Source organism: Streptomyces sp. Je 1-332, from assembly GCF_040730185.1.
Classification (GTDB): domain Bacteria; phylum Actinomycetota; class Actinomycetes; order Streptomycetales; family Streptomycetaceae; genus Streptomyces.
The window spans coordinates 7,585,661-7,609,432 of sequence record NZ_CP160402.1 but is presented as its reverse complement, the minus strand read 5'-3'; the positions used below and the strand labels follow the sequence as shown (position 1 = coordinate 7,609,432).

At 70.8% G+C, this 23,772-nt stretch carries 21 protein-coding genes; 11 read left to right on the top strand and 10 right to left on the bottom strand.

The genetic code is table 11. The features are described 5' to 3' along the window. The first annotated feature begins 13 nt into the window (after nucleotides 1-13). Nucleotides 14-766, top strand: a complete 753-nt coding sequence (locus ABXJ52_RS34240) for a sulfite exporter TauE/SafE family protein (protein ID WP_367047583.1) — start codon at nucleotides 14-16, stop codon at nucleotides 764-766. A gap of 133 nt (nucleotides 767-899) precedes the next feature. Further along, on the top strand, nucleotides 900-1,370 hold the full coding sequence (locus ABXJ52_RS34235; protein ID WP_367047582.1) for a carboxymuconolactone decarboxylase family protein: 471 nt from the start codon (nucleotides 900-902) through the stop codon (nucleotides 1,368-1,370). Here ABXJ52_RS34235 and ABXJ52_RS34230 read toward each other — a convergent pair. Together ABXJ52_RS34230 and ABXJ52_RS34225 are read right to left on the bottom strand one after the other, a co-directional pair. Further along, nucleotides 1,367-2,308 carry an AraC family transcriptional regulator gene (locus ABXJ52_RS34230; protein WP_367047581.1) on the bottom strand — a complete coding sequence of 314 codons (942 nt, stop codon included), beginning with the start codon at nucleotides 2,306-2,308 and terminating at the stop codon, nucleotides 1,367-1,369. The genes ABXJ52_RS34235 and ABXJ52_RS34230 overlap by 4 nt on opposite strands. Nucleotides 2,309-2,359: 51 nt before the next feature. Beyond that, entirely contained in the window at nucleotides 2,360-3,283 is a 924-nt protein-coding gene (locus ABXJ52_RS34225; RefSeq protein WP_367047579.1) for an NADP-dependent oxidoreductase, read from the bottom strand. Nucleotides 3,284-3,558: 275 nt separating this feature from the next. On the opposite strand from ABXJ52_RS34225, the gene ABXJ52_RS34220 reads away from it, so the two are divergent. The 3 genes from ABXJ52_RS34220 (at nucleotide 3,559) to ABXJ52_RS34210 (ending at nucleotide 5,939) form a co-directional block, all read left to right on the top strand. After that, entirely contained in the window at nucleotides 3,559-3,906 is a 348-nt protein-coding gene (locus ABXJ52_RS34220) for a DoxX family protein (RefSeq protein WP_367047577.1), read from the top strand. Nucleotides 3,907-4,046: 140 nt separating this feature from the next. Further along, nucleotides 4,047-4,562, top strand: a complete 516-nt coding sequence (locus ABXJ52_RS34215) for a lytic polysaccharide monooxygenase auxiliary activity family 9 protein (RefSeq protein ID WP_367047575.1) — start codon at nucleotides 4,047-4,049, stop codon at nucleotides 4,560-4,562. A gap of 195 nt (nucleotides 4,563-4,757) precedes the next feature. Further along, entirely contained in the window at nucleotides 4,758-5,939 is a 1,182-nt protein-coding gene (locus ABXJ52_RS34210) for a serine hydrolase domain-containing protein (RefSeq protein ID WP_367047573.1), read from the top strand. Between the two features lie 23 nt (nucleotides 5,940-5,962). On the opposite strand, the gene ABXJ52_RS34205 is transcribed toward ABXJ52_RS34210, so the two are convergent. The 4 genes from ABXJ52_RS34205 to ABXJ52_RS34190 form a co-directional block, all read right to left on the bottom strand. Next, nucleotides 5,963-8,821, bottom strand: a complete 2,859-nt coding sequence (locus ABXJ52_RS34205) for an NHLP bacteriocin export ABC transporter permease/ATPase subunit (RefSeq protein WP_367047571.1) — start codon at nucleotides 8,819-8,821, stop codon at nucleotides 5,963-5,965. Nucleotide 8,822: 1 nt separating this feature from the next. Next, nucleotides 8,823-11,108: an NHLP family bacteriocin export ABC transporter peptidase/permease/ATPase subunit gene (locus ABXJ52_RS34200; RefSeq protein ID WP_367047569.1), complete on the bottom strand. Its 2,286-nt coding sequence runs from the start codon at nucleotides 11,106-11,108 to the stop codon at nucleotides 8,823-8,825. Beyond that, complete coding sequence (locus ABXJ52_RS34195) at nucleotides 11,105-11,911, bottom strand: HlyD family efflux transporter periplasmic adaptor subunit (RefSeq protein WP_367047567.1); 807 nt, start codon at nucleotides 11,909-11,911, stop codon at nucleotides 11,105-11,107. Before ABXJ52_RS34195 ends, ABXJ52_RS34200 begins: the two co-directional genes overlap by 4 nt. 93 nt (nucleotides 11,912-12,004) lie before the next feature. After that, the gene (locus ABXJ52_RS34190; RefSeq protein WP_249585724.1) at nucleotides 12,005-12,232 is read right to left on the bottom strand and encodes a type A2 lantipeptide; all 228 of its coding nucleotides are present in this window, start codon (nucleotides 12,230-12,232) and stop codon (nucleotides 12,005-12,007) included. A 462-nt stretch (nucleotides 12,233-12,694) separates the two neighbouring features. On the opposite strand from ABXJ52_RS34190, the gene ABXJ52_RS34185 reads away from it, so the two are divergent. Further along, entirely contained in the window at nucleotides 12,695-13,153 is a 459-nt protein-coding gene (locus tag ABXJ52_RS34185) for an Rrf2 family transcriptional regulator (RefSeq protein WP_367047565.1), read from the top strand. Here ABXJ52_RS34185 and ABXJ52_RS34180 read toward each other — a convergent pair. Further along, the gene (locus tag ABXJ52_RS34180) at nucleotides 13,150-13,386 is read right to left on the bottom strand and encodes a hypothetical protein (RefSeq protein WP_367047564.1); all 237 of its coding nucleotides are present in this window, start codon (nucleotides 13,384-13,386) and stop codon (nucleotides 13,150-13,152) included. The two genes, ABXJ52_RS34185 and ABXJ52_RS34180, sit on opposite strands and share 4 nt — an antisense overlap. A gap of 239 nt (nucleotides 13,387-13,625) precedes the next feature. Between ABXJ52_RS34180 and ABXJ52_RS34175 the strand changes: the two genes are divergently transcribed. The 3 genes from ABXJ52_RS34175 to ABXJ52_RS34165 all read left to right on the top strand — a co-directional run bounded on the left by ABXJ52_RS34175 (nucleotide 13,626) and on the right by ABXJ52_RS34165 (nucleotide 16,713). Then, entirely contained in the window at nucleotides 13,626-14,858 is a 1,233-nt protein-coding gene (locus ABXJ52_RS34175; protein ID WP_367047562.1) for an acyl-CoA dehydrogenase, read from the top strand. A gap of 77 nt (nucleotides 14,859-14,935) precedes the next feature. After that, a complete protein-coding gene (locus ABXJ52_RS34170) occupies nucleotides 14,936-15,718 on the top strand; it encodes a thioesterase family protein (RefSeq protein WP_367047560.1) in 783 nt (260 codons plus the stop codon). Nucleotides 15,719-15,891: 173 nt separating this feature from the next. Then, nucleotides 15,892-16,713: an endonuclease gene (locus ABXJ52_RS34165; protein WP_367047558.1), complete on the top strand. Its 822-nt coding sequence runs from the start codon at nucleotides 15,892-15,894 to the stop codon at nucleotides 16,711-16,713. Nucleotides 16,714-16,795: 82 nt separating this feature from the next. Here ABXJ52_RS34165 and ABXJ52_RS34160 read toward each other — a convergent pair whose 3' ends face one another. The 3 genes from ABXJ52_RS34160 to ABXJ52_RS34150 all read right to left on the bottom strand — a co-directional run bounded on the left by ABXJ52_RS34160 (nucleotide 16,796) and on the right by ABXJ52_RS34150 (nucleotide 21,114). Beyond that, complete coding sequence (locus ABXJ52_RS34160; protein ID WP_367047557.1) at nucleotides 16,796-17,773, bottom strand: NAD(P)-dependent oxidoreductase; 978 nt, start codon at nucleotides 17,771-17,773, stop codon at nucleotides 16,796-16,798. Next, the gene (locus ABXJ52_RS34155) at nucleotides 17,770-18,942 is read right to left on the bottom strand and encodes a lactate 2-monooxygenase (protein ID WP_367047555.1); all 1,173 of its coding nucleotides are present in this window, start codon (nucleotides 18,940-18,942) and stop codon (nucleotides 17,770-17,772) included. Before ABXJ52_RS34155 ends, ABXJ52_RS34160 begins: the two co-directional genes overlap by 4 nt. Before the next feature lie 210 nt (nucleotides 18,943-19,152). Continuing rightward, nucleotides 19,153-21,114 (bottom strand): M13-type metalloendopeptidase, encoded by a 1,962-nt coding sequence (locus ABXJ52_RS34150; protein ID WP_367047553.1) that lies wholly within the window; start codon nucleotides 21,112-21,114, stop codon nucleotides 19,153-19,155. Between the two features lie 266 nt (nucleotides 21,115-21,380). Between ABXJ52_RS34150 and ABXJ52_RS34145 the strand changes: the two genes are divergently transcribed. Then, a complete protein-coding gene (locus ABXJ52_RS34145; protein ID WP_367047550.1) occupies nucleotides 21,381-22,526 on the top strand; it encodes a S1 family peptidase in 1,146 nt (381 codons plus the stop codon). Nucleotides 22,527-22,707: 181 nt separating this feature from the next. After that, nucleotides 22,708-23,688, top strand: a complete 981-nt coding sequence (locus tag ABXJ52_RS34140) for a DUF3048 domain-containing protein (RefSeq protein WP_367047548.1) — start codon at nucleotides 22,708-22,710, stop codon at nucleotides 23,686-23,688. Nucleotides 23,689-23,772: the final 84 nt, after the last annotated feature.

Below are 23,772 nucleotides of genomic sequence, written 5' to 3'. Positions count from 1 at the left end.
GGAAGGGCGATCCATGCAAGCACTCGAGGCAGTGGCCATAGCGGCGGCGGCCGTCGCGGCGGGCGGCATCAACGCCGTGGTCGGCTCAGGCACTCTGATCACCTTCCCCACGCTGCTCGCCTTCGGATACCCGCCCGTCCTCGCCAACGTCTCCAACACCGTCGGCCTCGTCCCCGGGGTGCTCAGCGCGGCGTACGGATATCGCGCCGAGCTCAAGGGCCAGCGGCGCCGCCTGGTCAGGCTCGGGCTCGCCGCGCTCCTGGGCGGTGTGGTGGGAGCTGTCCTTCTCCTGAAGCTGTCCGCCGACACCTTCCGCGCCGCGGTGCCGGTGTTGATCCTGCTGGCCTGTGCGCTGGTGCTGCTCCAGCCACGCCTCCAGAAGTGGCTCGCGGGGCGCGACGGAAGCGGCCGTGCGGACGGCGGTGTTCCACTGTGGGCCGGCGTCATGGTCACCGGGGTCTACGGCGGCTACTTCGGAGCGGCCCAAGGGGTGCTGCTGATGGGCCTGTTCGGGTCGTTCCTCCGTGATGACCTGCAGCGCCTGAACGCCGTGAAGAACGTCCTCGCGTCCCTCGTGAACGGCGTCGCCGCGGTCATCTTCATCGCCGTCACGAGCGTCGACTGGACGGTGGCCGGCGTGATCGCCCTCGGCGCGACCGTGGGCGGTCTCGTCGGCGCGCGGGTGGGCCGCCGCCTCTCACCTGCCGTGCTGCGCGGGGTCATTGTCGTCGTCGGCGTGACGGCGGCCGTTGCTGTGGCGGTGTGAGCGCGGGCCTCGCGGCATCCGCGCAGGCGCCTCCGTACGGCAAGGAGACGCGTGTCACATTCTTCCCTGTCGAATCGCGCCGGGCTGCCGCGTGTAGGAGGTGTAACCGCCCACGAACAGCAAGGAGTTCACGATGGAAGCCCGCTTGAACCTCTTCGGCAGCCCGATCGCGGCCAAGGCCCTGAAGCACCTCGCGTCGGCGAGCAAGGCGATCTTCTCGGAGTCGGCGTTGCCGTCCACGACCCAGGAGTTGGTGATGCTGCGGGCGAGCCAGATCAACGGCTGCGGTTTCTGCACCGACATGCACACCAAGGACGCCGCCCGTGCCGGGGAGAGTCCGGTGCGCCTGAATCTCGTCGCCGCCTGGCGCGAGGCCAAGGTCTTCACCGAGGCCGAGCGTGCTGCTCTGGCGCTGGCGGAGCAGGGCACCCGTATCGCCGACGCGGCGGGCGGGGTCCCTGACGACGTCTGGGCGGCCGCCGCCAAGCACTACGACGACGAGCAGCTCGCCGCCCTGGTGTCGCTGATCGCCCTGATCAACGCGGCCAACCGCCTCAGCGTCATCACCCGGCAGCCGGCGGGTGACTACCAGCCGACCGCCTAGGCCGCCGCCCTGCTCTGGCGCCGGTAGGCCCCCGGCGCCAGGCCGTACTCACGTTTGAAGGCCTTGGCGAAGGCGAACTCCGAGCCGTATCCGGTGTGGGCGGCGACCGTCGTCAGGGGCGCGTCGGACTCCCGCAGCATGCGGGCCGCGGTCGTCATGCGCCAGCGGGTCAGATAGGCCATCGGCGGCTCGCCGACCAGCGCGGCGAACCGCCGGGCGAAGGCGGCACGGGACAGACCTGCGCGTGCCGCGAGGGACTCGACCGTCCACGAGGCCGCGGGATCGTCGTGCATGGCCGTCAGGGCGGGCGCGACCGCCGCGTCGCCCAGGGCCGCGGCCCAGCCGTGCGCGGCGCCCGGGGGCTGATCGTCGAGCCAGGCCCTCAGAATGTAGAGGAGCAGCGAATCGATCAGGGTGGGCACGATGCCGTCGGAGCCGATCCGCGGGTTCTCCAGCTCGGAGCCGAGGAGTTGGACGGCGGCGCTCAGCTCCGGGTGGCGGCCGTGCCGCGTCGGCAGATGGATCACCTCGGGGAGCTGGCGCATCAAGGGGTGCGGTCTCCCCTGGTCCAGGTGGTAGCTGCCGCACAGCAGGCTGGTCTCGGCGCCCTCGCCGCCGAGGGTGATCGAGCCGATCGGTGAACTCCCCTGGAACTGCTCGGTACTGCAGTCCTCGGCAGGGGTGGAGGGATGGTCGGCGAGGATGTGGCTCCGCCCGCCGTGCAGGAAGATCACGTCACCGGGGTTCAGTGGAATCGGCTCCAGGTGCGGCGGCACGCCGGGCAGGGGGACCAGCCAGCAGGTCCCGTGCAGCACCACATGGAATCCCGCGCCCTCGACGGGCGGCAGCCGCAGGCCCCACGGGGCGCGGCCGTTGGTGCGAACGGACGCCGGGTGCCCGGTGCGCATCGAGGCGAGCGCCTCGGTGAGGATGTCCATCCGGACCCGCCTTCCTGGTGCCGCCTGCCGCCCGTCGTGCGGGCGGCCTGTTCAGACCGTCAGGACAATCTTGCCCTGTACGTGTCCCGCGGCGATCAGCTCGTGTGCCTTGCCTGCCTCCGCCAGCGGGAACGTCGCCTCGACGTGGGGACGGATCCGGCCCGCGTCGACCAGCTCGGCGAGCGCTTCGAGCCCCTCGGAGTCCGGTTCGACCAGGACACCGGCGAAGCGCCGTCCGGCAGCCTCGACCCGTGTGGCGAGCTCCCGGTCGCCGTGTTCCAGGATGCTGACGAGTACGCCGCCGGGGCGCACCACGCCGAGCGACAGATCACCCTGGGCCGTGGAGTCGAGGAACACGTCCACGTCCTTGACGGCCTCGGTGAAGTCGGTGGTCCGGTAGTCGATGATCTCGTCGGCGCCGAGGCCGCGTACGAACTCGTGTCGGCCCGCGCTCGCTATGGCGATCACGTGGGCGCCCCGCGTCTTGGCGATCTGCACGGCGAAGTGGCCGACGCCACCGGCCGCCCGCTGGATCAGTACCCGGTCGCCCTCCTGGATGTCCGCCGCCCGCACCAGGCCCTGCCAGGCGGTGAGCGCCGCGAGCGGGACGGCCGCGGCCTGCACGTGGTCGAGCGAGGCGGGCTTGCGGGCCAGCTGGCGGGACGGGGCGGTGACGTACTCGGCGTATCCGGTGGCGGCCCGGGGGAAGAGCGGCATTCCGTAGACCTCGTCGCCCACCGCGAAGGTGGCGCCGAGGCCCGCTTCTTCGACGACGCCGGAGATGTCCCAGCCGACTCCGAACGGCGGTTCGCCGAGCAGCGGGAAGGCGCCGGACCTGACGGCTGCGTCGGCCGGGTTGACGGCGCTGGCGTGGACCTTGACGAGGACCTCGCCGGCCAGCGGCTTGGGGCGTTCGGCCTCCACGACCTCGAGGACCTCGGGACCGCCGAAGGACTTCTGGATCACTGCGCGCACGGTGACTCTCCTGGGTTCGTCCGGCCGTGGTTCGTCCGGTTGATGTCTCAACCCTAGGGAGATCGAATGAGCCGCAGAATGGCCTTCTGTCTCGCCTACATGTCCCAACGTCTTGCCGGACGACGCCCTCAGTCATATGTGCCCCAGGTCACACAAGACGCGGCGCCCATCGGTCACATTCCCGCCTCGCGGCCCGTCAGAGCAGTGAAGCACTCAAGACGCCCGACCCGCCGGAGCAAGTCCGGTTGGCCACCCGCCCGATGGGAGCACTTCTGATGTCCACCGCCTTCGTTGTCGTCACCGTCCTTGCCGCCGTCATGGTGGGTTTCTCGGCCGTCTCGGTCTTCCTCCGCGCCAAGTGGGTCGTGGAGCCCATGGCCGACTACGGCGTCCCCTTCACGTGGCTGCCCTGGCTCGGCGCGGCCAAGGCCGCGGGGGCCGCGGGCCTGCTGGTCGGGCTGCTCGTGCCGCCCGTCGGCGTCGCGGCCGGAGTCGGCCTGGCGCTGTACTTCGCCGGCGCCGTCGTCACCGTGGTCCGGGCCCGCTGGTACGCGCACATCCCCTTCCCCCTGATGTACGCGGCTCCGGTGGTCGGCGCCCTGGCTCTGGGCTTCGCCGCATAGCCTCCGTCACAACTTCCGTACCACTGGAAGTACTTGAAGGGTTGACTGAGCCCTGACAACCAGTATGGTCTAGGCCAATGAGTCGACCGAGGCGCCCGGTTGTCTCTCGCCCCTCCTCCCCCCACTCAGAGGGAACAGAGATGAACAAGAAGCAGAAGCTGGCAGCCGCTCTGGGCGCGGCATTCGCGCCCGTGCTCGTCCTGGCCTCCGTCACCCCGGCCAGCGCGCACGGCTACGTCAACTCGCCCCCGAGCCGTCAGGCACAGTGCGCGGCCGGCACCGTGTCCTGCGGAGAGATCACCAATGAACCGCAGAGCGTCGAAGGCCCCAAGGGGCAGACGACGTGCAGCGGCGGCAACGCACGGTTCGCCGATCTCGACGACGACAGCAAGGGCTGGAAGGTCACCGACGTCGGCTCGTCTCACGAGTTCAGCTGGAAGCTGACGGCACGTCACAGCACCAGCACCTGGCAGTACTTCGTCGGTGGCAACAAGATCGCCGAGGTCGACGACGGAGGCGCCCAGCCGGGCGAGACCGTCACGCACAACGTCGACTTCGGCGGGCTGAGCGGCAAGCAGAAGGTGCTCGCGGTGTGGAACATCGCCGACACCGCCAACGCCTTCTACGCCTGTATCGATGTGAACATCGGGGGCTGAGACCCCCCTGGCGGGTGGTTCCCCCACACCACCCCACCCGGTCTGCCGGGCCGCGGCCTCATCACGCCGAAGGCCCGGCAGACCGGGTTTTCGTTACGCGCCTTCCGCAGGCGCCTCCCGCGTGATGGACGCCTCCGCAGGCGCCTCCCGCGTGATGGACTCCGCGGATCGGGTCCGGCCTGAGATGGTGGACACATGGCCGATCTGCGAAAAACTCTGGAGACGCACATCAGCAACAGCTCCGTGGCGGGAGCGGTGGGCCTGGTGGCCCGCGGTGACGGGACCGAGGAGGTCGCGGCCGTCGGGTCCGTCGACGTCGAGGGCACCGCCCCGATGGCTAGGGACTCGATCTTCCGTATCGCGTCGCTGACCAAACCCATCGTCGCCGCGGCCGTCATGATGCTGGTCGAGGAGGGCCGCATCGCGCTGGACGACCCGGTCGGCGAGTGGCTCCCGGAGCTGGCCTCGCCGAGCGTCGTCCGCACACCGACCTCGCCGGTGGACGACGTCGTCCCGGCGGTCCGGCCCATCACCGTCTTCCATCTGCTCGCATCCCGTACCGGATACGGCTTCCCGTCCGACTTCTCACTGCCCGCGCTCGCACCGCTCTTCAGCGAGCTGAAGCAGGGGCCGCCGCAGCCGCAGGCCGTTCCCGCGCCGGACGCGTGGATGGCGGCGCTGTCCCGGATCCCGCTCCTGCACCAGCCCGGCGACGGCTGGCTGTACAACCTCAGTTCCGACCTCCAGGGCGTACTGATCTCCCGGGTCACGGGGGCGCCGCTGCCCGAGTTCCTCGCTGAGCGGCTGTTCGAGCCGCTGGGGATGACCGACACCGCGTTCTCGGTGCCGCCGGGCAAACTCGACCGGTTCACCAGCTACTACGCGGCCGGTCCGGAGGCCGGACCCGAGCGCGATCCCGGCAGCGGCCTCGAACTGCTCGACACACCCGACGGTCAGTGGAGCACGCTGCCTCCGTTCCCCTCCGGCGCCGGCGGTCTCGTGTCGACGGTCGACGACTGGCTGGCCTTCGGACGGATGCTGCTCGCCGAGGGCGCGGCGGGTGGACGCCGGCTTCTCACACCGGACTCCGTGCGGCGGATGACGACCAATCAACTCACCGAACCCGAGCGGAAGTCCGCCGGTCTGTTCCTCGAAGGCATGGGCTGGGGCTTCGGCGGCTCGGTGGACGTCGAGGCCGTCGAGCCCTGGACCGTGCCGGGACGCTACGGCTGGGTGGGCGGCACGGGCACGACGGCGCACATCACACCGTCCACCGGCGCGGTCACGATCATGTTCAGCCAGTTGCAGATGGGCGGGCCCAGCTTCCCCGAACTGATGCGGGACTTCTGGCGGTACGCGGCGGGCCCCGGCGACTGAGGACGGCGCGCGTCCCGCGCGTCTCACTGCATCTGCCGCCGCACCAACTCATGCAGCCGCCCGCCAGTGTCCGCCAACAAGTGTGCGGGCGGCCCCTGTTGGACGATTCGTCCGTCCGACATGACGATGACGCGGTCCGCGTCCATGACCGTCGAGAGGCGGTGGGCGATGACGACGCGGGTGGCGTTCAGGGCCCGGGTGCTGTCGATGACCGTGCGTTGCGTCTCGTTGTCCAGGGCGCTGGTCGCCTCGTCGAAGAACAGGACGCGGGGGCGGCGGATCAGGGCCTGGGCGATCATCAGGCGCTGGCGCTGGCCTCCGGAGACCGCTCCGCCGCCGGAGATCATCGTGTGCAGGCCCATCGGCATGCGCTTGATGTCCTCGGCGAGGCCAGCCATCTCCGCGGCCTCCCAGGCCTCCTCCTGCGTGAACGTCTCGGCGCCGCAGATGCAGTCCAGGATCGATCCCGTGAGCGGCTGCGCGTTCTGCAGGACGACGCCGCACTGACGGCGGACGGCCGCCTGGTCGAGGGCGGAGAGGTCCTGGCCGTCGTAGAGGACGCTGCCCGCGACGGGCTTGTCGAAGCCGATGAGGAGGCGGAGCAGCGTCGACTTGCCGCAGCCGCTGGGGCCGACGACCGCGACGAACTCGCCGGGGTGGATGGACAGGGTCACGTCGTCCAGGACCAGCGGACCGTCGTCCGTGTAGCGGAAGGACACCCCGCGGGCCTCGATCTCGCCCTGCAGCTCGCCCGGCTGCGTGCTCGCTCCCTTTACCTCCGGGGCTGCGTCGAGCACCGGCTTGATCTGCTCGAACATCGGAAGGACGGCGGCCGCCGAGATCAGCGCGCCGGTCAGCTGCGTGACGGACGTCAGGAGCATCGTCACCGCCGTGCTGAAGGTGAGGAACTCCCCCGCCGTGAGGCTGCCGCGGGCCGGGCCCGCGAGGAGGATGAACATGATGAGCGTGCAGAGGGGGAGGTAGACCGAGTTGAGGACCGTCGTGACGTTCTTGATGCGGCCCGCGCGTTGTTGCAGCTCCCGGCTGCGTGCGAACTCCCCCGCCCACGCCGCGTACGCGAAGCTCTCCGCCCCGGCGACGCGGAGTTTGGGCAGGCCGCGCAGCGTCTGGAACGCCTGGTTGTTGAGCTTGTTGGAGAGCTCGACCAGGCGGCGCTGCCAGCGCAGTTCCCACAGGCCCAGGGTCAGGAACACCGCCGCGATCACCACCAGCATCCCCAGGGCGGCAAGCGCCAGCGGGACGCTGTAGAGCAGCAGCAGGACCAGGTTCATCGCGCCGATCGTGCCCGCCTGCAGCGCGACCGGGCCGATGCCCGAAAGCACGCGGCGGATCGCGCTGACACCCATCGCGGCGCTCGCCAGCTCACCCGTCGAGCGCGAGGCGAAGAAGCGGGTGGGGAGGTTCAACAGGCGGTCCCAGACCGCTGGTTGGAGGGTGCTCTCCATACGGCCCTCCATCCGGAGGATGGTGAGGTTCTGGAGGAGCATGAAGGCCGCGGAGACGATGCTCGTGATCATCACCGCCAGGGACACCTGGACGATGAGGCTCTTCTCGCCGTTCGGGACGAACACGCCGAGCACCTGCCCCGTCGCGATCGGCACCAGCGCCCCGATCGCGACCGTCACCAGACCGGCGATCGCCAGATTGCGTACGTCACCGCCGGTGCCCCGCAGGCTGAAGCGGAACAGCCGCCACGGCGTCAACGACCGCTCCGGCAGCGGGCGGTAGAACATGACCGCCTGTGGTTCGAACTCCTCCGCGTTGGTCTTGTCGACGCGCGTGCGCCGCCCGGAGGTGGGGTGCACGGACTCGTAGCCGCCGCGCCGCCACAGCAGCGCGACCGGCGCCCCGCTCGCCGCGCGGTGTCCCACGAGGGGGCCGGTGTTCTCGCGCCACCAGCGCCCGTCGAGCCGCACGGCGCGGGTGCGGACGCGCGAGGCCACCGCGATCTGTTCCACCGGGTCGATCCGGTCGCTGACGGCGCCGCCGTCCGCAAGGCCGGACAGTGTGATGCCCGCCGCGTCGGCGACCAGACGGCAGGCCGCGTACGTCGCGTCGTCACCGCCGCGCGACTCGGTGCGGCGCGCGCCGCCCCTGCCGGAGCGGCCGATGGAGGCGATGAGGGTCCTGTCGGCCTGCTCGCGGACCGTCTCGCCCGCCTTGATGCCGGCGGCGGTGCGGTCCTCGTGGGCCCGCTCCAGGCGTTCGATCCAGCGGTCGAGCGTGGAGAGCAGCCGGTACTGCTGGTTGACCATGCGCTGCCACATGGCGGCGTCGACGAGCAGATCGCCGGTGGCCTCCGAGCTGTAGGCGGAGCCGTACTGCACGCTGCCCGGCGCCACCGGCATCCAGAGGATGTCGTCGTCCGTCACCACGTCGTCGGCCATGGTGCGGCCGTCGAGCGGCGCCTCGAACAGGACCCGGTGGCTGCGTCCGATGCCGAGCGCGAAGGCGTGCTCCAGGAGGCTCAGGGCCTGGTCCTGCGTGTCGTACTGACTGGGGTACTGCTGTTCGTAGGCCCAGGTGTCGCCGTAGTCGGGGCGGTACAGCTCACGCAGCGGTATGCGGCGCAGCTCGCAGCCCTGGAGCGGGCGTCCGACGAGGGTGTGCTGGGGGCCTTCGACGGGGCCGAGGAGCAGGGTGCCCGGTTCCAGGCGGCCGAGGAAGTGCCAGTGGCCCTGCTGCACGGCGTCGACCGCGAAGAGGTCGAGGGCCCCGGCCACGACGAGCCAGAGGACCTGCGGGCCTTCGAGGTGCACGCTGCGCAGACCCGTGCAGTCGGCCGGGGTGCCGAGCGCGCCGAAGGCGGCGGCGACCGAGTCACCCGTATAGGAGGAGTACTGCTCTGGAACCGAGGTCACCTCAGTGCTCCTTGACCAGGTCGGCGTAGGGTCCGCCCGCGGCGACGAGGTGTTCGTGGCGCCCGCGTTCGACGACCGAGCCGTGGTCGAGGACGACGATCTCGTCGCTGTCGCGCACGGTGCTCAGGCGGTGGGCGATGACGACGCAGGCGCAGCCGCGGCGGCGGAGGTTGTCGATGATGACCTGCTCGGTCTCCGCGTCCAGGGCGCTGGTCACCTCGTCGAGGACGAGGATGCTGGGGCGGCGGACCAGGGCCCGCGCGATCTCCAGGCGCTGGCGCTGGCCGCCGGAGAAGTTGCGGCCGTCCTGTTCGACGCGGCCGTGGATGCCGCCGGGCCTGCGGGCGACGATCTCGTACAGGCAGGCGTCCTTGAGGGCGGCGACGACGGCGGCGTCCGGGATGGAGGGGTCCCACAGCGCGACGTTGTCGCGGATGGTGCCCTCGAAGAGGAAGACGTCCTGGTCGACGAAGGAGACGGAGGCGGCGAGCGCGCCGCGCGGGATGTCCTCAAGACGCTGTCCGTCGATGCGGATGGTGCCCTCCCAAGGGCTGTAGAGCCCCGAGATCAGCCGGGAGACGGTCGACTTGCCGCTGCCGGAGCCGCCGACCAGAGCCACCTGTTGGCCGGGGCCGACCGACAGCGAGAAGCCTGTCAGGAGGGGCTTGTCGAGAGGGCTGTAGCCGAAGGTGATGTCGTCGAGGGTGACGTGGCCCTTGAGGCGGCGGGTGCTCGCGGCCGGTTCCGGGCGGGAGTAGAGGGTGTCGACGGGGAAGTTCTCGACGTCCTTGAGGCGGGCGACGTCGGCGCCGAAGTCCTGGATGCGGCCCGCGACACCGTTGAGGCGGGTGATCGGCGCGGTGAAGCGGGTGACGAGTGCCTGGAACGCCACGAGCAGGCCGATCGACAGATGCCCCTCGACCGCGCGCAGGCCGCCGATCCACAGGATCAGCGCGCTGTTGAGTGTCGCGAGGGTCGGCGCGACGATGCCGAGCCAGGCGCTCGGCACACCGAGGCGCTGCTGCTCCTCCAGGGTGGTGGCGTGCTGGCCCGCCCAACGCCGGAAGAAGCCGTTCTCGCCTCCGGTGGCCTTCATCGTCTCGATCAACTGCAGGCCGGTGTACGAGGTGTTGGTGAGCTTGGCGCTGTCGGCGCGCAGCTTCTGGGTGCCGGTGGCCCGCAGCCGGATGACGATCCGCATCGCGACGATGTTCAGGAGGGCGATGCCGACGCCGACGAGGGTGAGCTGGGGGTCGTACGTCCACAGCAAGGCCGCGTAGAGGAGTACGACGATGCCGTCGACGCCGGCGGCCGTGAGGTCGCGGGCCAGCGTTTCGGCGACCGCGTCGTTGGACGCGAGGCGCTGGACGAGGTCGGCGGGGCTGCGCTGGGCGTAGAAGGTGACGGGCAGGCGCAGCAGATGGCGCAGGAAGCGGGCGCTGCTCAGGGTCGAGGAGATGATGCGGCCGCGCAGCAGGTTCGCCTGTTGCAGCCAGGTGAGGACGACGGTGAGCGCCACCATCGCGCCCATCGAGGCGAACAGCGCGCCGAGCAGGGACGTCTGGTCACCGATCAGGAACAGGTCGATGTACGTGCGGCTGAGCGCGGGCAGCGCGGCGCCGACCGCGACGAGCAGCAGGCTGGCGAAGAGCGCGGCGAGCATGGTGCCCGTAGTGCCGCGCAGGCGCGCCGGCATCGCCCGCATGACGCCGGGCTTGCGGCCTCCGGGGCGGAAGTTCTCGCCCGGTTCGAGGACCAGGACGACGCCGGTGAAGCTGGTGTCGAAGTCCTCGGAGGGGACGAACCGGCGGCCCTTGTCCGGGTCGTTGATGTACACGCCGCGGCGGCCGAAGCGGCGGCCCATGCCGTCGTACACGACGTAGTGGTTGAACTCCCAGAAGAGGATCGCGGGCGCCTTGACCTCGGCGAGCGCGGCCGGTTCCATCTGCATGCCCTTGGCCGTCAGGCCGTAACTGCGCGCCGCTTTCAGGAGGTTGCTGGCCCGCGAGCCGTCGCGGGACACGCCGCACGCGATGCGCAGCTCCTCCAGCGGGACATGCCGTCCGTAGTGCGCGAGGACCATGGCGAGCGCGGCGGCGCCGCACTCCACGGCTTCCATCTGCAGGACGGTGGGCGTACGGACGGTCTTCTGCCGCTTGCCCTTCGACGCGGGGCGGGGGGCTGCGGCGCGGCGGCGGCCCCGCTGGGGCTCGGGGCGGTGTCGGCGGCGGCCGCCCGGGGGCGGCAGTGGCTGCTGGTGTGCCGGGGAGGGGTGCGGTGCGGTCACGGAAGCAGCCAATCGATCGGGCGCTGCTCGGCGAGGTGGAAGGCGCCGGTGGCCAGGGTCATGGAGTCGAGCGCGAAGGGCGGGCCGCCCGCGTTCGACCAGGCGTAGCCGGACTTGGTGGCCGACGAGCGTTCGAGCGAGACGAGGACGCCGACCGGTGGCCCGTCCTTGGTGAACTGCCCGGCCAGTTCCTTGTCGCCGAGGAAGCCGCTGATCTTCTGTTCGCTCTGCGCGGTGCGGCCGATCGCCTTCACACGGCCGCGCAGCATGCCGTACTCCTGCGTGGGCACGGACTGGACCGTGAGGTCCACCGAGGCGCCGACGGGGACGGTGGCCGCGCTGTCGGCCGGGACGTAGAGCATCGCGAGGAGGGGGTCGTCGCTGCCCGACACGCGCTCGACGGTCGCGACGTCCGCGCCGGTGGTGACGACGGTGCCGATCCGGGCGACCAGTGTGCTGACGCGGCCGGCGGCGATGGAGCGCACGACCTTGTCGCCCTGGTCCGTACGGACCTTGAGCACGGGGGCGCCGGCGGCGACCCGCTTTCCCTCTTCGGCGAGGACACGCGTCACCTGCCCGGTGACGGGGCTCTGCAGGACGTAACTGCCCTGGCCGTGGGTGAGGATGCCGGGTGCGCGGAGCGTGGAGGAGACCGAGCCGGTCACGGCCCAGACGCTCGCGGCGGCCATGACGACGACGGTGACGGCGAGCACGAGCAGGCCCTGGGGTCGGGCGTAACGCACCGGCAGGTCGAGTTCCTCGGGCGACTGCAGCTTGGACAGGGCCTGTTGGCGGAACTGCACGGAACGTTTCCCTTACTTTGCCTGGGGCGTCCGTGAGCCCCGGAACCGATGGTTCCGGGGCTCACGAATCATGGCGTCTCAGTGAGCTTCAGCTCAGAGACCAGCGGTCAGGCCGGAGGCCAGGCCCGTGACGGCGCCGGTGTTGAGACCGGTCACGCCCTCGACGGTGCCGACGACGCCGCCGACGACGCCCGAGACGGGGGCGATGGAGTCAACGGTGCTGGTGACGTTGCCCGCGACACCGGCGACGAGGCCACCGGAGACGTTGTCGAGGTCGGCGTCGGAAATCTCGAGGGTCTCGACCTGGGGGGTGTAGTTCATGGTGTGAGCTGCCCTTCTCATGAATGTCGCAAAGGTGTTTCCAACACTGCGGAACCTGCTGTGCGAATTCCGCGGTGGCCAGGATCAAAGCACGTTCGCAGCTCGTACATCCAATCGACGACGTGACGTCCGACGGTGCTCGCGGCATCGAATCACCGCTGCGTGCAGGCATGTTCACCGCGCAGGAGCAGCTCCTTCACAAGCTTCACAGACGGAAATCCCGTACGCGGAAGGACTCCCTCCACCAAAGCGGACACTCTCGCACCAAAGCGAAAGTTCTGTGGTCAATACACAAGCGCTTCGCGTGGAGTATTCGCCGAATGGCGTGACTGGGCTGCGCATTCGATGTGCAGATTTATTGAAGGCGTGCCGAATCATGGCCGAAGGGGACACCGGGGCCGGGACGCGGGCGTCGGCCGCCCGGTAGCCGCCGGGACCGCACGGGGCGTCATAATTGCGGCCATGCGGATCTCAGCCAGGGCGGACTACGCGGTACGTGCCGCGCTGCAACTCGCCGCGTGCCAGGACGACGGGCCACTGAAGGCCGAGGCCATCGCCGACGCACAGGAGATCCCGCACAAGTTCCTCGAGGGCATCCTCAACGACATGCGGCGCGGCGGTCTCGTCCTCAGTCAGCGCGGCGGCAACGGCGGCTACCGCCTGGCCCGGCCCTCGGGCGACATCAGCATCGCGGACGTCATCCGCGTCGTGGAGGGCCCCTTGGTGTCGGTACGCGGAGTACGCCCTCCGGAGCTCGCCTACAGCGGGCCCGCGGAATCACTGCTGCCGCTGTGGATCGCGCTGCGGGCGAACGTCCGCCAGATCCTGGAGGGCGTGTCCCTCGCCGATGTCGCGGGCGCCCGACTTCCCACGCCGGTCACGGTGCTGGCCGAGGATCCCGCGGCCTGGACGAATCCTTAGACGCGGGGCGCCTGGCGCCGGTTGCGCGGGTGGTTGCGAGCCGTGCGCTCGTTGCCGTGCTTGTACGCGCCGGTCCAGCGCGCCATCACCAGTTGGGCATCGCCCGACTCGACCTCGGCGAGGAACTTCTCGGCGCGCGCACCGCGCAGCGTGCCCGCCGCGCGTCCGTGGTGAGTGATCGTCACGCTGGCGTCGGAGTGCTGCTCATAGGTGAAGCCGGAAGGTCTTGGCATGGTCGGATGCTAGGCGTGACGGCGGTCGTTCCGTAACCGAATTTCGGGTGGGCGCCTTGGGGTGATCGGCTCCGATCGGCTTCGGTCGGCCGCAGAGGTCGACGTCAGGGTCCGTACTCCGGTTCCAGCTCGCGAGACGGAGTGGTCCGCCCCTTGAACACCCCCTTGTCGCAGCGGGAGTTCACACCCACTATTCCTATCAATCAGGTAGGAAAACTAGGAATCTGTGAGGCGTCTCCGTGACAACGCTGATCCCCGCCGCCTCGCCGCGCGTCGTCCGGGAACTCGCCGACGACCTCGCCGTCGACGCGGACCTGCGCGACCGTGCGGGCAAGCCTCCACTCGACGAGGTGGCGCGGCTGCGCGAGGCGGGGCTGCCCGCACTCCTGACGCCACCGCGCCAGGAGAGCCAGGACGGGACGCCCGGCCAGGACGGCCGGCACGAGCGGGGCAGCGACTGGCGCACGGCCTGTACAGCGGTCAGGGAGATCGCGGCGGCGGACAGTTCCATCGCCGAACTCCTCGCGCACCACCACGCCCTGTCGTGGAGCCCGCGCCTCTTCGGCGCGCCCGAGGAGGCCGCGGCGCTCGAACTGCGCGCCGTACACGAGCAGTGGCTCTGGGGCGGTGACATCGAACTGCCGGACGCGCGGACGAGCGCAGGACTCGCCCTCACCCCGGCCGCCGACGGGTACGTCCTGCACGGCAGACGCCCCTTGACCGCCGGGGCAGCCGTGGCCGACCGGCTCGTCCACACGGCGCGGCGCACGGACAGCGGCGAGTGGGTGGTCGTCCACGTGGACCCGGCCCACCCCGGCGTCTCCGCCGAGCCGGCGCACGATCTGCTCGGGCAGCGGCTGAACGGTGCGGGCGCCGTCACGTACGACGATGTGCCGGTGGCCACGCACCAGGTGCTCGGCACGGTGTCCGTGGACGAACACGAGATCTCACCGTTCGCCGCGCTCGCCCCGCTGGCCCGCCGACTCCTGCTCGTCCAGGTCGGCCTCGGCAACGCGCAGGGCGCACTCGCCGAAGCGCGGGACATCAGCCGCGCCCTGCCGCGCCCCGCCTCGACGGGGGCTCTCGACACCCGCGGGGACTGCGGACCGCCCCCCATGGACCCCTACCTACTGCTCGCCTACGGGGAGTTGGCGACGGCTGCGCACAGCGCGACCGCGGTGGTGGAGCGTGCGACGGAGGCGTTGGCCCAGGGCCTGGAGACGGGGCCCGCGCTCGGCGCGGACGAGCGTGCCGACATCGCGTTCCTCGTGGGCGCGGCCGAAGCGGTCACCACCCGGTCCGCCCTGCACATCACCACCCGTGTCCTCGAACTCACCGCCGACGCTCCCTCCCCCTCGGCCGACCCCGGGCTGGACAGGTTCTGGCGCAACGCCCGCGCCCTGACCGCCCACAGCTCCACGGCCCACCGCCTGCGCGACATCGGGGAGCACTACCTCAACGGGTTCCGGTAGACGTCCGCCTCGGCCTTCGGGTAGACCTCGACCGAGCACGACGTCCCGCACCCGCAAGGCCGAGAGGGAAGCACCCGTTGAACACCGGCAGTTATTACGAGCCCATCGACGAGCACCGTTACAAGCCCACCGCCCACGCCGGTGGCGCCTGGGACACCGACGAGCAGCACTTCAGCCCGCTCGGCGGGCTCATCGTCCACGCCATCGACCGGCAGCTGGCCGCCCGGCCCGACAACGGCCTCGTCCTGTCCCGGATCAGCTTCGACATCCTCGGGCGCCTCGCTCTCGACGAGTGCGAGATCCGCGTGGAGACCCTCAGGCCCGGCCGCACCATCGAACTGGTCGAAGCCGTGGTGCTCATGGCCGACCGGCCGGTGGTACGGGCCCGGGCCTGGCTCCTCGCTTCCGGCGACACCAGTGCCGTGGCAGGTGGGGGCGCCGACAAGCTCACCCCTCCCGAAGAGCTGGCGACTTGGCCTATGGCGTCCGTGTGGCCGGGCGGGTACATCGCCTCCTTGGACGTCCGCCCCGTGTCACCCCCGCAGCCGGGCCGTACGACCGCGTGGATCTCCACCGCCCTCGACCTGGTCGCCGGGCAGACCGCGAGCCCCCTCGCGTCCTACATCGCGCTCGTGGACACGGCCAACGGCATCGCCGTACGGCAGCCGCCCACGGCCTGGATGTTCCCCAACGTCGACCTCACCGTCCACCTCCACCGCCGGCCGGAAGGCGGCTGGACGGGACTCGACACCACGGTGACCTTCGGCCCGACCGGCCAGGGCGTCACGAGCACCGTCCTGCACGACGTCCGCGGCCCCGTCGGACACGCGCAGCAGATCCTCACGGTTCGTCCGCTGTGACGACGCGTGTTGCGTCCATGACATCGTCACAAGTTCAACCCACAACGTTCATACAGTGATGCGCCCACCCGTGCCACTCTCCCGTTGGCCCACTTGTCAACTCGCGTAGACCGCACGCCCTGTTGAGGGGCTGCGCGGTGCGCGCGGGTCTTCCGGGAGAGGACACCCCCCACATGCCCGTCCCTCACATACGTCGCTGGAAACCGCTGGCCATGACGGCCGCCGCGGTCCTCGTCGGGATCACCGTCCCGGCCGCCGCCGACGCCGCGACCACGGACCCCACTCCGCCCGCGGCGGCCGCCGGCGCCTATGACGACACGTACTACAAGGACGCGGTCGGCAAGACCGGTCCGGAGCTCAAGAGCGCCCTGCACACCATCATCAGCGACCAGACCAAGCTCTCGTACGACCAGGTCTGGGACGCGTTGAAGGCCACCGACCAGGACCCGGCCGACAGCGGCAACGTGATCCTGCTCTACACCGGCCGCTCGCAGAGCAAGGACAGCAACGGCGGCGACCCCGACCAGTGGAACCGCGAGCACGTGTGGGCCAAGTCCCACGGCGACTTCGGCACCGCGACCGGCCCGGGCACCGACATCCACCACCTGCGGCCGACGGACGTCTCGGTCAACAGCACCCGCGGCAACAAGGACTTCGACAACGGCGGCAGCGAGGTCGGCGAAGCACCGGGCAACTACACCGACTCCGACTCCTTCGAGCCGCGCGACGCCGTCAAGGGCGACGTGGCCCGCATGATCCTCTACATGGCCGTGCGCTACGACGGCGAGGACGGCTTCGCCGACCTGGAGCCCAACGACAAGGTCGACAACGGCAGCGCCCCCGCCATCGGGCGTCTTTCCGTGCTGAAGCAGTGGAGCGACGAGGACCCGCCGGACACGTTCGAGAAGAACCGCAACCAGGCCATCTACGACCAGTTCCAGCACAACCGCAATCCGTTCGTCGACCACCCCGAGTGGGTCGGGGCGATCTGGTAGATCACGGTCGCCGGTGGTGGCTGCGTTGGCGGCAACGGCCTACGAAGTGCCGCACGCACCACCACCGGCACCTGACAGACCGTCAGGAAACCACGTCGCCCAGCGGCTTGCCCTCCAGATGGCCGACGACGTTCTGGATCGCGGCGAGGCCGATGCGGACGAGCGTCTCGCGGGTGACGCCCGCGACATGCGGGGACAGCACCACGTTCGGGGCCTTCAGGAGGCGCAGCGCGGCCGTGGGCGGTTCGGGGTCGAAGACGTCGATGCCCGCCCCGGCCAGCGTGCCGGCCGTCAGGGCGTCGGCGAGGGCGTCCTGGTCGATGAGCGCGCCTCGCGAGGTGTTGATGACGAAAGCCGTCGGCTTCAGGAGGGCGAGGCGCCCGGCGTCCAGGAGGTGGCGGGTGTCCTCCGTGAGCGGTGCGTGCAGGGTGACGTAGTCGGACGTGCGGAGCAGTTCGTCGAGTTCGACGTGGCGCGCGCCGCCGAGGGCAGCCTCCTTCTCCGCTGTCACCGGCCTCGGCCCCGCGTAGACGACGCTCATGTCGAACACGACCGCACGGCGGGCGACTTCCTCGCCGATGTGGCCGAGTCCCACGATGCCGAGCGTCTTTCCCGAGAGCTCCGTGATCGACTGCTGGAGGCGCGGCAGCGCCCAGTCGGCCTCGGTGAGAGCGGTGTGCGCCGGGATCAGCTGCTTGGCGAGGGCGAGCATCAGGGCGAAGGTCTGCTCGGCCACGTTCTGCTTCTCGGCCCCGCTGGAGCCGATCGAGCAGACGAGGATTCCGCGTGCGCGGGCGGCGGCCACGTCGACGTAGTCGAAGCCGTGGCTCGCGCACTGGACGACCTCCAACTCCGGTGCCGCCGCCATGTGTTCGGCGGTGATGGGGGCGAGGCCGGTGACGATGACGTGTGCGTCGCGCAGGGCGGCGGGATTCTCGTCGGCCGACTCGACGACCGTCACATGCGCCGTCCCAGGGAGCAGCCCGGCGAGTGCGCCTCCCGCGGCACGGCCGCCCACGTGGGGCGAGACGATGGCGAGGACGTTCTTCACGGCGGTCATGCGGTCTCCTCGATCAGGTCGTCGGGGGTGAGGGAGGCGGGCCCGGCGTGGCCGGAAAGGGCGAGGGTCAGGTCGAGTTCGGCGAGCAGGCACCGGATCACGTGATCGACGCCCGCCTGGCCGTCCAGGCCGAGCCCATAGGCGTACGGCCGCCCCACCAGGACGGCCTCGGCGCCGAGCGCGAGCGCCTTGAAGATGTCGTCGCCGGTGCGGATCCCGCTGTCGAACAGGACGGAGAGCCGGTCACCGGCCGCCGCCACGACCCGGGGCAACGCGTCGGCCGCCGCGACGGAGCCCGCGACCTGGCGGCCACCGTGGTTGGAGACCACCACCCCGTCCATGCCCGCGTCGGCGGCGCGTCGTGCGTCGTCCGGGTGCAGGACTCCCTTGAGCACGATCGGTCCTTCCCAGTTCTCACGCAGGAAGGCCAGGTCCGGCCAGGTTTTCGCGGGGTCGGCGAACATGCCGACGAAGTGCATCACGGCGGCGTTCGGGTCCTCGTGCACCGGCTTGGCGAGGCCGGCCCGGAACGCGGGGTCACTGAAGTAGTTGGCGGTGCCCACGCCGTGCAGGAAGGGCAGATACGCCTGGTCGAGGTCGCGCGGACGCCAGGCGAGGAGCGGGGTGTCGAGCGTGACGACGAGCGCCGTGAAACCCGATGCCTTCGCCCGGTCCAGGAAACTCCTGGTCACGTCACGGTCCTTGGCCCAGTACAGCTGGAACCACCGCTGCGCGTCCCCCATCTCCTCGGCGACCTGCTCCATGGGAGTGCTGGAGGCCGAGGACAGGATGTACGGAACGCCACGGGCCGCTGCCGCGCGGGCGGCGGCCGACTCACCCTCCGGGTGCATGATCGACAGGACGCCGATCGGTGCGAGGGCGAGCGGCGCGGGCAGCCGCTGGCCGAGCACCTCCACGGACAGGTCACGGTCGTGTACGTCACGCAGCATGCGGGGCACGATGCGACGCCGTTCGAGGGCCTCGCGGTTGGCGCGGGCGGTGCTGCCGTTGCCGGCGCTTCCCGCGACATAGCCGACCGGGCCGGGGCCGAGCCGCTGCTCGGTCAGCTCTTCCAGGCGGGTCAGGTCGGTGGGCAGGCGCGGCACGGCGCCGGTCATGCCGTTGAGGTAGATCTCGTACTGGAAGTCCGCCCAGTTCGGCGTCGTCATGTGGTGGGTCCCGTCCGGTGGCCTTGAGACTGCGTGGGGCTGTGATGTCGCCGTGGGGCTGTGCGAGAGAAAGCACTGCCCGCCTGACGATCCTTGCCACCGTGACAAGCCCCGTCCATGGCCGTACGCGCCTTTTTCGAGGGGACCAGCACCCTGCGACGGAGGGAAAGGGGGGCCACGGCCGCGACGCCGTGGCCCCCCGGGGTCAGATCACCAGATCCTGACCCGCTCCGCCCGGTCCAGCCAGAGGCCGTCGCCGGCCTTCGTGCCGAACGCCTCGTGGAACTCGTCGAGGTTGCGGACGATGTTGGCCCGGAACTCCGGCGGCGAGTGCGGGTCGATGGTGAGGTACTGCTGCTCCTGCTCCTTGCGGCGCTTGGTGCGCCAGCAGTAGGCCCAGTTCATGAAGAGCCGCTGGGAGCCGGTCAGGCCGTCGCTCGTGGGCATCGGGTCGCCGTCGAGCGCGATCTTGTACGCCGTGTGCCCGATGGTCAGGCCGCCCAGGTCGCCGATGTTCTCGCCCACCGTCAGCGAGCCGTTGACGAACTCGCCGGGGAGATTGCGGGGCGAGAAGGCGGCGTACTGCTTGACCAGCGCCTTCGACTTCGCCTCGAAGGCGGTCTTGTCGGCCGCCGTCCACCAGTCGTTGAGGTTGCCCGCGCCGTCGTACTGCGCGCCCTGGTCGTCGAAGCCGTGGCCGATCTCGTGACCGATGACCGAGCCGATGCCGCCGTAGTTCTCGGCGGAGTCCGCGTCGGGCGAGAAGAACGGCTTCTGCAGGATGCCCGCGGGGAAGCAGATCTCATTGGTGCCCGGGTTGTAGTAGGCGTTGACCGTCTGCGGCAGCATGAACCACTCGTCGCGGTCGACCGGCGCGCCGATCTTGGCGAGCTGCCGGTCGGACTCGAAGGCAGCCGCCGCGTGCGCGTTGCCGAGCAGGTCGTCGGCGGAGACCTCGAGGGCCGAGTAGTCGCGGAAGGTGTCGGGGTAGCCGATCTTGGGACGGAAGGTGGCGAGCTTCTCGTACGCGCGCTCCTTCGTCTCGTCCGTCATCCAGTCCAGACGGGCGATCGACTGGCGGTAGGCCTCCAGAAGGTTGGCGACGAGGTCGTCCATCAGCGCCTTGGAGCTCGGCGGGAAGTGCCGCGCCACGTACTCCTTGCCGACGGCCTCGCCGATGGAGCCCTCGACGAAGGCGACCGCCCGCTTCCACCGGGCGCGCAGCTCCGGCGTGCCGTTCAGGGTGCGGCCGTAGAACTCGAAGTTGTTCCGGACGAACGCGTCCGTGAGGTACGGCGCGCAGGAGCGCAGGACCCGGACCAGCGTCCAGTCGCGCCACTGCTCGATCGGCACCTCGTCCAGGACGGCGGACAGGTGACGGAAGTAGGACGGCTGGCGGACGCACGTCTCGGCGATGGTGGCGTCCGAGCCGCCGAGCCCTTCGACGAAGGCGCGCCAGTCGAAGTGCGGTGCCAGGGTGATCAGTTCGTGCAGGGTGAGGAGGTTGTACGTCTTTTGCACGTCACGCGTCTCGGCCCGCTCCCAGTGTCCCGCGGCGAGCCGGGTCTCCAGGGCGAGGACCGACTGCGCGGCCTCGGCGGGCGACGCGTGCTGTCCCAGCGTGAGCAGTTCGGTGAGGTGGGCGACGTACTTCTCGCGGATCTCGGCGAACTTCTCTTCGCGGTAGTACGACTCGTCGGGCAGGCCGAGGCCGCCCTGGAGGAGGTTGAAGAGGTAGCGGTCGGAGTCGCGGTCGTCCGTGTCGATGTACGAGCCGAAGAGGCCGGAGCCGCCGGTCCGCTCGAAGCGGCCGAGGAACGCCGCGAGCTCCCGGGTGTCCCGCAGGCCCGCGACCTCGTCGATCAGGGGCTGCGCCGGGGCGAGCCCGCGGGCGTCGATCGTCTCCTCGTCCATGAAGGAGGCGTACAGCGTGGCGATCTTGCGCGCGTCATCCGGGGCGGCGCCGGTCGTCGAGGCCGACGCCAGGTCCTGGATGATCACCTTGACTTGTTCCTCGGCCGTGTCGACCAGCTGCACAAAGGGGCCCCAGCTGGAGCGATCCTCGGGGATCGGCTCGTTCTCCAGCCAGTGACCGTTGACGTGGCCGAACAGGTCGTCCTGCGGCCGGATCTCGGGGTTCATGCCCGCGCGGGCGTCATCCAGCATGCTCATTCAGGCACCCTACGCGGACACGCCGCCCGAGCACGATCGGCTTGTACGGCCCGGCCGGCCTCGGCCGCCGGCGCACTCCCGCAGATGCCGCGCCGTCACCGTCCCACCGCGGTCGGCAGGTCGGTGGGCAATTGCCGCCCCAGGACGCCCAGTTGGTATGGACATGACCTCAGGCCGCTCCTATGCTCCGCCTGAACTCATCGTGAGAGCGCTCTCATCACCCCTGTTCCTCCCCACCCCGATGGAACGACAGAAAGGGCACTGCCGTGAGACGCAGAACCGGAGTCCGCATCGCCTTCTCCTCCTTGCTCCTGGTGGGCACGTGGGCGAGCGCATCGCTCACCTCCACCGCCGGGGCCGCCCCCGCGCCCGCCGCTCCCCCGGCGTCCGCGGGCATGCTCACCGCCCTCCAGGACGACCTCGGGCTCACCGCCGGCCAGGCCCGCGAACGCCTCGCCGCCGAGAAGACCGCGACCCGCGTCGACCGCGCGGCGCGGAAGGCGGCCGGAGCCACGTACGCCGGCTCCTGGTACGACGCGGGAACCGAGAAGCTGACCGTCGCCACCACCAGTGCGCGCAAGGCCGACGCCCTGCGCGAGACCGGCGCCACCGTCCGCGTCGTCAGCCACAGCGTGAAGGAACTCGACGCCGCCAAGGCACGCATCGACTCCCTGACCGCGCCCAAGGGCGTGAGCAGCTGGCACGTGGCGCCGCGCAGCAACAACATCGTGGTGAACGTCGTCGCTGCTCAGAAGGACGACAACGATGTCCGACGGTTCGTCGACCGCGCCCGGAAGGCCGGCCCCGTCCAGGTCGAGACCGTCGCCAAGGCGCCGAGCACCTTCGCCGCCGGCACCGTAGGCGGCGATCCCTACTACACCGGCAACGTCCGCTGCTCCATCGGCTTCTCGGTGCACGGAGGGTTCGTCACCGCGGGCCACTGCGGGCAGACGGGAGCCGCGGTGCGCGGCTGGGACAACTCGACCATCGGCAACTTCCAGGGCTCTTCGTTCCCCGGCGACGACTACGCGTACGTCAGCGTCGGCAACGGCTGGTGGACCGTGCCGGTGGTGCTCGGCTGGGGCACCGTCTCCGACCAGCTCGTCCGCGGCTCGGCGGAGGCGCCCGTGGGAGCGTCGATCTGCCGCTCCGGCTCCACCACGCACTGGCACTGCGGGACCGTCCTCGCCAAGAACGAGACCGTCAACTACAGCCAGGGCGCCGTCCACCAGATGACCAAGACGAGCGTCTGCGCCGAACCGGGCGACTCCGGCGGCTCGTTCATCAGCGGCGACCAGGCGCAGGGCGTCACATCCGGCGGCTGGGGCAACTGCAGCGGCGGCGGCGAGACCTGGCACCAGCCCATCAACGAGATCCTCGGGCGCTACGGCCTGACCCTGCACACCGCCTGACGGCGCGGACCGCGCCGGGCCCGCGGGAGGGCCCGGCGCGTACGCCGCTGCGGTGAGTCCTGGCGGCTGGATGGCCCTAACGGGGTTCACCGCCCCCGCCCCGGAGGAAGGACTGCGGCTGCCACTGCCAGGAACGAACTGCTCCCGGAACCGCGCGTCCGGGGGCGAACGGAGAACCGCGATGACTGCAACGGCCGGGGCCCGCCGCCGCGCCCGCATCGGCACCAGACTCCTCGCCACGCTCGCCGTGGGCGCGCTCACCATGGGCGCCGCGTACGAGAGCACGCGGGGGGACACCGGGGCCCCGCCGCCCGAACGGTCGCCCTTCACCGGGCAGACGGCGGCTCAGGGACCGGTCCTCGCGGTGAAGTTCGACAACGCGCGCGCGGCCCGGCCGCACACCGGTCTCGCCCAGGCGGACATCGTCTACGTGGAGAAGGTCGAGGGCGGCATGAGCCGCCTGATGGGTGTGTACTCGAGCCGTCTGCCGCAGGCCGTCGGCCCGGTGCGCAGCGCCAGGGAGTCCGACATCGAGCTGCTGCGGCAGTTCGGCCGCCCGGCCCTCGCCTATTCGGGGGTGCGCAGCGCGCTCAACAAGACGCTCAGGGATTCTCCGCTGTACGCCCGCCCGTTCGGCAGCGTGCCCGGTGCCTACTTCCGCGACGCCGGCCGCACCGCCCCGCACAACCTGTTCGTGCGCCCCGAGTCCCTGCTGCGCTCGGCCCCGAAGGCCGACCGCCCCACCGACATCGGCTTCCGCTTCGGCCCTGCTCCGGCCGGCGGCGCCCCCACATCGGCGCGGACGGTCCGCTACTCCTCGGCGAGCCACACCTTCAACTGGTCGGCGCGGGAGGGCCGCTGGCTCGCGTCGTTCGACGGGGCGCCGGCCCGCAGCACGTCGGGGGCGCGGCTGGGCGCGAAGACGATCGTCATCCAGCACGTGGACATGCCCCCGTCGCGCTTCAAGGACGTCAACGGCGCCGCGACCCCCTACATCAAGACGGTGGGCAGCGGCAGGGCGACCGTCCTGCGGGGCGGCAAGGCCTACGAGACCCGCTGGAAGCGGGCGAGCCCCGAGAGCGGCACGTCCTTCACGCTCTCCAACGGACAGCGGATGCCGTTCGCTCCCGGGCAGGTCTGGATGGTCTACGCGGACCGCTGACCAGGCCGGCCCGACCGGCCGCTTCGGACAGGCGTCAGCCCGGTGACCGTGATCGGTCACCGGGCTGACTGCGTGCTCCTCGCG